Source organism: Bradyrhizobium jicamae, assembly GCF_001440395.1.
Lineage (GTDB): Bacteria > Pseudomonadota > Alphaproteobacteria > Rhizobiales > Xanthobacteraceae > Bradyrhizobium > Bradyrhizobium jicamae.
The window spans coordinates 34,062-42,726 of the sequence record NZ_LLXZ01000229.1; the positions used below are offsets into that span (position 1 = coordinate 34,062).

The 8,665-nt window shown below is 65.2% G+C and carries 7 protein-coding genes; all 7 read left to right on the forward strand.

Annotation, left to right across the window (positions count from 1 at the left end):
• The first annotated feature begins 468 nt into the window (after nt 1-468).
• Nucleotides 469-1,464: a 16S rRNA (cytosine(1402)-N(4))-methyltransferase RsmH gene (rsmH, locus tag CQ12_RS40655; protein WP_057840840.1), complete on the forward strand. Its 996-nt coding sequence runs from the start codon at nt 469-471 to the stop codon at nt 1,462-1,464.
• A 3-nt stretch (nt 1,465-1,467) separates the two neighbouring features.
• Nucleotides 1,468-1,860, forward strand: coding sequence for a cell division protein FtsL (gene ftsL, locus CQ12_RS40660; RefSeq protein ID WP_057840841.1), 393 nt, complete (start codon nt 1,468-1,470; stop codon nt 1,858-1,860).
• Nucleotides 1,857-3,611 (forward strand): peptidoglycan D,D-transpeptidase FtsI family protein, encoded by a 1,755-nt coding sequence (locus tag CQ12_RS40665; RefSeq protein ID WP_057840842.1) that lies wholly within the window; start codon nt 1,857-1,859, stop codon nt 3,609-3,611. Before ftsL ends, CQ12_RS40665 begins: the two co-directional genes overlap by 4 nt.
• Nucleotides 3,612-3,658: 47 nt before the next feature.
• Nucleotides 3,659-5,116: a UDP-N-acetylmuramoyl-L-alanyl-D-glutamate--2,6-diaminopimelate ligase gene (locus tag CQ12_RS40670; protein ID WP_057840843.1), complete on the forward strand. Its 1,458-nt coding sequence runs from the start codon at nt 3,659-3,661 to the stop codon at nt 5,114-5,116.
• The gene (locus CQ12_RS40675; protein ID WP_057840844.1) at nt 5,113-6,489 is read left to right on the forward strand and encodes a UDP-N-acetylmuramoyl-tripeptide--D-alanyl-D-alanine ligase; all 1,377 of its coding nucleotides are present in this window, start codon (nt 5,113-5,115) and stop codon (nt 6,487-6,489) included. The genes CQ12_RS40670 and CQ12_RS40675 overlap by 4 nt, the downstream gene beginning before the upstream one ends.
• 164 nt (nt 6,490-6,653) lie before the next feature.
• Nucleotides 6,654-7,760, forward strand: a complete 1,107-nt coding sequence (gene mraY / locus CQ12_RS40680) for a phospho-N-acetylmuramoyl-pentapeptide-transferase (protein WP_057840845.1) — start codon at nt 6,654-6,656, stop codon at nt 7,758-7,760.
• Between the two features lie 10 nt (nt 7,761-7,770).
• Nucleotides 7,771-8,665, forward strand: an 895-nt coding sequence (locus CQ12_RS40685; protein WP_198164401.1) for a Mur ligase family protein, incomplete at its 3' end; no start/stop codon positions are given.

An 8,665-nucleotide genomic window follows, 5' to 3' on the forward strand; every position in this document is an offset into this window, starting at 1 on the left:
CGAGTTCCACCTCGCATTTTGACCATGGTGTGTGCAAGGCGCATCACCATTTTCCACCGCCTAGAGCTTCGGTTCTGATTGAATCAGAACCGAACCTCCAGATTCTTGTTTTGACGCGTTTTCTTCACGCGAACCGGTACCCACTTCGCTCGAAAACGCTTTGGAATACACACAAAACCTGTCGGGGATCATCAACGCTTTCTTAACGCTAAGTGTCGTTACTAAGTGGTGAAGAGCCGAACCGGGTTGGGGACGGCCGAGGCCCTGTTTCACGCTCGAAATGCCATGGCAACCCAGCAAATTCCGTCTGGAAATGAGCGGGCGCGCGGCGGGGCGAGAAGCGGTAGTCGCGCGGGGGCGCGGCCCTTTGGTCGGAAAAGCCCGGCGAAGCGCAGAGATTCGAGGCGCAATGGGCCGGATCGCGTCCAGTTTTCATATCGCAGGCTGGAAAACGCCAGGGGACGGCGCATGAGTCCGTCTGCGCCGCGCCACATCTCGGTGCTCGGCCGCGAGGCGGTCGAGATGCTCAATCCCAGGGATGGCGGCATCTATGTCGACGCCACCTTTGGCGCCGGGGGGTACAGCCGCGCCATCCTCACGGTGGCGGGAACACAGGTCATCGGCATCGACCGCGACCGGTCAGCGGTTACCGGCGGGTTCGATCTGGTGGAAGAGTCCGAGGGACGGCTGACCCTGGTCGAGGACCGGTTCTCCAACCTTGCGGAAGTCTGCGCAGGCCAAGGCATCGCTGCAGTGGATGGCGTCGTGATGGACGTCGGCGTTTCCTCGATGCAGCTCGATCAGGCCGAGCGCGGTTTCTCGTTCCGGCTCGGCGGTCCGCTCGACATGCGGATGGGACACGATGGCCCGACCGCGGCGGATGTGGTGGCGAAGGCCTCCGAGGCCGATCTCGCCAATATCATCTATATCTTCGGCGAGGAGCGCCATTCCCGCGCCGTGGCGCGCGCGATCGTGGCGGCGCGAAAAGAGGCGCCGGTCACGACGACACAGGCGCTGGCCGATATCGTAGGCCGAGTGGTGCGCTCCAAGCCGAACGAGATTCATCCGGCGACGCGCACGTTCCAGGGCTTGCGGATCTTCGTCAACGCCGAGCTCGACGAACTGCATCTGGCGCTTTCCGCGGCCGAACGTGTGCTGAAGCCCGGCGGGCGGCTGGTGGTGGTGTCGTTCCATTCGCTGGAAGACCGCATTGTCAAGGATTTCTTCAACGCGCGCAGCAAGACCGGCGGTGGCTCGCGGCATTTGCCCGAAGTGGCGCAGGCGGCGCCGAGCTTTCAGATCCTGACCAAGCGTCCGGTTACGCCAACGGACGCCGAAGTGGCTGCCAATCCGCGCGCGCGGTCCGCCAAGCTGCGCGCGGCCGAACGCACCACGGCGCCCCCGCATGCGGCGGATCGCTTGCCCGCATGGCCCGTTCTCGCCGACGTGATGAGGGGAGGCTGACCGATGCGGATCATCCACTTCCTCGTCATCGGCGTGCTGGTGTTCGCGGCCGCCTATGTCTACCGGATCAAGATGGAATCGACCTCGCGCGTCGAGCGCGTGCTGCGGCTGAACGCGGAAATTCGCGAGCAGCGCGACGCCATCGCGGCGCTGCGCGCGGAATGGGCCAAGCTCGATGCGCCGCTGCGGCTGCAGGGTCTGGCCGAGCGCCATCTCGGGCTGAAGCCGCTGGTCGCCACGCAATATGACCAGCTGAAGAATCTGCCAGAACGGCCGCCGGCCTTTGCCCGGCCGGGCGCGCCCGATCCGATCGGCGCGATGATCAACACCATCGAGGCTGCTGCCGAGGCGCCGCCCACGACCGGCTCCGTGCCGGCAGCGGGAGATAAGCAATGACCGGCCGCGCGCTGACCCATACGAAGAGAAAGCCTGCGGAACCGTGGCGGCAGCGCTTGATCCGCAGCCTGCTTTACGGGCGCAATGTCGATCGCGCCGCCAAGGCGCGGGCGCGTGTCGGCCTTGCGATCCTGCTGTTTGCGGCGGTCTATGCAGTGCTGGCCGGACGTCTTGTGATGTTTGCGGTCGGCGCCGACAGCCACGGCGCGCGCCGCGCCGCCTCGCAGGACGCGATCGCGACCGCGCGGCCCGACATCGTCGACCGCAACGGCGAGGTGCTGGCGACCGACGTCAAGGCGCCGAGCCTGTTCGGCGAACCCCGGCGCATCATCGACAAGGACGAGGCGATCGAACTGCTGACCGCGGCGCTGCCGGACCTCGATACCGCGGAGGCGCGCGCGCGCCTGTCATCACGCAAGGGCTTTGTCTGGCTGAAGCGCGAGATCTCGCCGAAGCAGCAGCATGACATCCACAAGCTCGGCATTCCCGGCATCGGCTTCCTGCGCGAGAACAAGCGCGTCTATCCGACGGGTGCTGCGGTCGCGCATCTGATCGGCCTCGTCAACATCGACAACCAGGGCATCGCCGGGATGGAGAAGTGGCTGGACAATAACGGTCTGGCCGACCTGCACCGCGCCGGCTTCGCCACCGATCGCCTGCAGAAGCCGGTGGAATTGTCGATTGATCTCCGCGTCGAGCACGCGCTGCGCGACGAGTTGTTGAAGGCGAAGGAGAAGTACAAGGCCAAGGCGGCTTCCGGCCTCGTCTCCAACGTCAGGACCGGCGAAATCGTCGCCCTGGTGTCGCTGCCGGATTTCGATCCGAACAATCCGAAGGAAGCGCACGATCCCGAGCGCATCAACCGCCTGACCACGGGCGTGTTCGAGATGGGCTCGACCTTCAAGGCGCTGACGTTGGCGATGGCGCTGGATTCCGGCAAGGCCAACCTCAACACGCTCTATGACGGGCGCGGCGCGCTGAAGTTCGGCAAGTTCACCATTCACGACACCCATCCGGTCGGCCGCAACATCACGCTGGCGGAGGTGTTCACCTTCTCCTCCAACGTCGGCGCGGCCAAGATCGCGCTGGCGCAGGGCGTGGAAGCGCACAAGGCGTTCCTGAAGAAGCTCGGCCAGATGGACCGCTTGCGCACCGAACTGCCGGAGAGCGCGTCGCCGATCGTGCCGAAGCGCTGGGGCGAGCTCAACACCATCACGGCGTCGTTCGGCCACGGCATCGCGGTGGCGCCGCTGCAGGCGGTGATGGGCATCAATGCCTGCATCAATGGCGGTCTTTTGATTCCCCCGACCTTCCTGAAGCGGTCGGAAGAGGAGGCGAGGGCCATCGCCAAGAAGGTGCTCCGGACCGAAACCTCCGAGAAGATGCGCTACCTGATGCGGCTGAACGCCGAGATCGGAACCGCCAAGAAGGCCGACGTGAAGGGCTACTATATCGGCGGCAAGACCGGCACCTCGGAAAAGGTGGTCAACGGCCGCTATTCCAAGAAACAGGTGCTGAACTCCTTCACCGCCATCATCCCTGCCGACAATCCGCAATATCAGCTTCTGGTCATGCTGGACGAGCCGAAGGCGCTGCCGGAAACCCATGGCTTCATCACCTCGGGCTGGAACGCGGTGCCGACCGGCGGCAAGGTGATTGCCCGTATCGGACCGCTCTTGGGCGTCGAGCCGCGGTTCGATCTGCCGCCGTCCGACCGCCTTATTCTTGCGGCATCGAGGACAACCCAGTAAGGCGTAGGATCAGGCGCGCCCGACTGCGCCGGCCGGACTGGAACAAGATGAAACTTCGCGACCTCTTCAGCGATGACGCTGCGATCGAGCCGCAGGCGGAAGCTGTTGATGTGAAAGGCCTCAGCGTCGACAGCCGCGCCGTGAAGCCGGGCGATTTGTTCTTTGCGCTGGCGGGCAGCAAGACCGATGGCTCGCGCTTCATCGATGCGGCGATACAGGCTGGCGCGGTTGCGATAGCCGGCGATCGTCCTTCCCAGGCTGGCCGCGTGCCCTTTGTCGTCACGCCAAATCCGCGCCGCGCACTGGCGCTGGCGGCCGCAACGTTCTATCCGCGGCAGCCCGCGACAACAGCGGCGGTGACCGGGACCAGCGGCAAGACCTCGGTGGCGGCGTTTACACGCCAGATCTGGGAACGGCTCGGGCACGTTTCCGCCAGCATCGGCACCATCGGGCTGGTGTCCCCAAAACGCACCGTCTACGGCTCGCTGACGACGCCGGACCCGATCGCGCTGCATAAGCAACTCGACGAGATCACGGGCGACGGCGTCACGCATCTGGCCTTCGAGGCATCCTCGCACGGGCTCGACCAGTTCCGCCTCGATGGCGTCCGCATCGCCGCCGGCGGCTTCACGAACCTGTCGCGCGACCATATGGATTATCATCCCGATGAGGCGCATTACCTCGCGGCCAAGCTGCGGCTGTTCCGCGACCTGATCGCGCCTGATGGCGCAGCCGTGATCTCGGCCGATCATGATTGCTCGCCACAAGTGATCGAGGCGGCGCGGACGCGCGGTTTGCGGGTCATCGCCGTCGGCGGCAATGCCGATGGTGACGGCGAAGGTATCCGCCTCGTCGGTGCCAGCGTCGAAGGATTTGCGCAGAACCTTGCACTGGAACATCGCGGACGCAATTACACGATCAGGCTGCCGCTGGTCGGCGAATTCCAGATCGAGAATGCGCTGGTGGCTGCGGGGCTCGCGATCGGCACCGGTAGCGATCCCTCAGCGGTGTTCGCCGCGCTCGAACATCTCGAAGGCGCCAAGGGGCGGCTGGAGTGGGTCGGTGAACACAATGGCGCGCCGATTTTCGTCGATTACGCGCACAAGCCGGACGCGCTGGCGAAGTCGCTGCAGGCGCTGCGGCCCTATGCGAAACGCAAGCTGATCGTCATCTTCGGCGCCGGCGGCGACCGGGATGCGGGAAAACGCCCGATCATGGGCGCGATCGCGGCCGAGAATGCCGATCAGGTCATCGTCACCGACGACAATCCGCGCAGCGAAAATCCGGCTGCGATCCGCGCCGCCATTCTGGCCGCGGCGAAGGGCGCAACCGATATCGGCGATCGCACCGAGGCGATCAAGGCAGGGATCGCGGCGCTGCGGCCCGGCGATGCGCTGTTGATCGCCGGCAAGGGCCATGAGACCGGCCAGATCGTCGGCGACAAGGTCTTGCCGTTCAGTGATCATGAGGCGGTGGCGGCCGCACTCGCAGCGAGGGTGGTATGAGCGCGTTGTGGACGGTTGCCGAAGTTGCGCGCGCGCTGGGGCTGCCGGGCGAATTCCCCGGTACGTCGATTGATTTCGTCACGCAGGACAGCCGCCTGGTAAAACCGGGATGCCTGTTCGTGGCGTTGAGCGGCACGCCGAGCGGCGGCTTCATCTCCAGTTTCGCCAGCGCACGCGACGGCTGGGAGTTCGCCGACAAGGCGGAAGCGGCCGGCGCGGTGGCGATGATCGTTCCGCATCGAATTGCCGGCGTGAGCGTTCCTCAACTGGTCGTGAAGGATACGTTGATTGACGGGCTTTGGACGCTCGCACGCGCCGCACGGGCGCGCTTCGAAGGTCCAGTGATCGGCCTGACCGGCAGTGCCGGCAAGACCAGTACCAAGGAATTCCTCGCCGCGTATCCGAACGCCTATGCCAGCCCGAGCAGCTTCAACAATTTCTGGGGCGTGCCGCTGACGCTGTGCAATGCCATCCCCAAGGCGAGTGTCTGGGTCGTGGAGATGGGCATGAACCAGACCGGCGAGATCGCGCGGTTGAGCGAACTGACAAGGCCGACGGTGGCGCTGGTAGTGAACGTGCAGCCGGTGCATCTGGAAAAGCTCGGCAGCCTGGAAGCGATCCGGCGCGAAAAGGTGAGCATCGCGCAGGGCCTGCCTGACGACGGCGTGCTGGTGTTGCCTGAGGATGTCGCGGCGCGGGAATGGAACGGGAAGGTCGTCCGCTTCGGTGAGGCCTCCGAGGTGCGGGAACTGAAGCATACGCCCGAGGGCGAGAGCTGGAACGTCGCCGTTCAGGTGAACGGCAAGCAAATCGAATTCGGCCTGACGCCGGGCGCGCCGCATCGCCTGCAGAATGCGCTCGCCGCGCTGGCGTCGATCCATGCCGCCGGGCTCGATCCGGCGGCGCTGGCGAAAGAGCTCGGCCATGTCGGCATCATGACCGGCCGTGGCGTGGAGCAGGCGGCCTCCGGCGTCACCGTGATCGACGACAGTTTCAACGGCAATCCGGCCAGCATGGTGGCCGCGCTCGGCAGCCTGAAGGCGCGGCCGGTGAAATCAGGCCGGCGCATCGCCATTCTCGGCGACATGCTGGAATTGGGCGCTGAGGCGCCCGCGTATCACGTGAAGCTCGCAGGCGACCTGCCTGATATCGACGGCATCTACTGCGTCGGCCCCCTGATGCGCCATTTATACGATCTCGTTCCGGCGGAGCGGGCGCTGGGCTGGCATGAAGACCCGGCGACGCTCGATCCCCAACAAATCGCCGCATTGCTTCGGGAAGGGGACGTGGTGGTGGTCAAGGGCAGCAAAAAGATGTTCTGGGTGAACAAGTTTGTGCCCCGCCTGCTGGCCGCCTTGCAGGCAAAGGCGTAGACTGGCCGTATCAGGCGGCCCGCTTTTTCGCGAGACGTGATTCGTCAATACCCCAGGCATGACCAAGATTTGCTTGGTTTGAGGATGAAAACGATTATCAAGGCGTTGCCAAAGCGCTTCCCGCCAAAGACGGCGCAACCAAGCCGCGTGATAGGGCCTTTTGAATGTTTTACTGGCTGATCGAGCTTTCCAACACCGTTCCCGGTTTTGGCATCTTCCGCGGCGCGCTGAACGTATTTCGCTACATCACCTTCCGCACCGGCGGGGCGATGGTGACGGGCGCACTGTTCGTGTTCCTGTTCGGCCCCTGGATCATCGATCATCTGCGGCTCCGGCAGGGCAAGGGCCAGCCGATCCGCACCGACGGCCCGGCATCCCACCTGATCTCCAAGAAGGGCACGCCGACGATGGGCGGGCTGATGATCCTCTCCGGCCTCGTCGTCTCGACGCTGCTGTGGGCCAATCCGCTCAACCCCTATGTCTGGATCGTGCTGGCGGTGACGCTCGGCTTCGGCTTCGTCGGGTTCTACGACGACTATCTGAAGGTGACGAAGCAGAGCCATAGCGGCTTTGCGGGCAAGCTGCGGCTATTGATCGAAGCGGTGATTGCGCTTGTCGCCTGCTACGCGCTGGTGCGGCTCGGCCGCGATGTCACATCGACCTCGCTCGCGGTTCCTTTCCTGAAGGACGTGGTGATCAATTTCGGCTGGTTCTTCGTGATCTTTGGCGCTTTCGTCATCGTCGGTGCCGGCAATGCGGTCAATCTGACTGATGGTCTCGACGGCCTCGCCATCGTGCCGGTCATGATCGCCGCGGCCAGCTTCGGCATGATCTCGTATCTGACCGGCAACGCGGTGTTTTCCGACTATCTGCAGATCCGGTACGTCGCCGGCACCGGCGAACTCGCGGTGCTGTGCGGCGCGGTGCTTGGCGCCGGCCTCGGTTTTCTCTGGTTCAATGCGCCGCCGGCCTCGATCTTCATGGGCGACACCGGCTCACTCGCGCTCGGCGGCATGTTGGGGGCGACCGCGGTGGCGGTGAAGCACGAGATCGTGCTGGCCGTGATCGGCGGCCTGTTCGTGCTCGAAGCCGTCTCCGTGATCGTGCAGGTGGCCTCGTTCAAGTTGACGGGAAAACGCGTGTTCCGGATGGCGCCGCTGCACCATCATTTCGAGCAGAAGGGCTGGACCGAACCGCAGATCGTGATCCGGTTCTGGATCATCTCGGTGATGCTGGCGCTCGCCGGCCTCTCCACGCTGAAGCTGCGGTGAGCCGCACGCGATGATTCCCGTCACGTCATTCGCGGGCAAGACGGTCGCCGTGTTCGGTCTCGGCGGTTCCGGCCTCGCGAGTTGCCACGCGTTGAAGGCCGGAGGCGCCGAAGTGATCGCCGGCGACGACAGCGCCGACAATATCGCCAAGGCGGCGCAGGCCGGTTTCACCACGGCCGATCTTCGCACGGTGTCGTGGGCAAATTTCTCGGCACTGATCCTCACCCCCGGCGCGCCGCTGACGCATCCGGCGCCGCATTGGTCGGTGCTGATGGCCCGCCAGGCCGGCGTCGAGGTAATCGGCGACATCGAATTGTTCTGCCGCGAGCGCGGCCGCCACGCGCCGGACGCGCCGTTCGTCGCCATCACCGGCACCAACGGCAAGTCGACCACGACCGCGCTGATCGCGCATCTGATGAAGGTCGCCGGCTACGACACCCAGATGGGCGGCAATATCGGCACCGCGATCCTCTCACTGGAGCCGCCGCGGATGGGGCGCGTTCATGTGGTCGAGATGTCGTCCTACCAGATCGATCTCGCGCCCTCGCTCGATCCGTCCGTCGGCATTCTCCTGAACGTCAGCGAAGACCACATCGATCGCCACGGCACGCTGGAGCACTACGCCGCCGTGAAAGCGCGGCTAGTTGCCGGCGTGCAGCCGCAGGGCACGTCCATCGTCGGCGTCGATGATGGCTGGTGCCGCAACATTGCCGACCGGCTCGACCAGACCGGCAAGCGCGTGGTGCGGATCTCCGTGAAGAACCCGCTGCCCGACGGCGTCTATGTCGAGCGCGAGACCATCGTGCAGGCCTCCGGCGGCGCCCGCCGCGAGGTCGCGAGGCTGGGCGGCATCGGCTCGCTGCGCGGCCTGCACAACGCGCAGAACGCGGCCTGCGCGTCGGCCT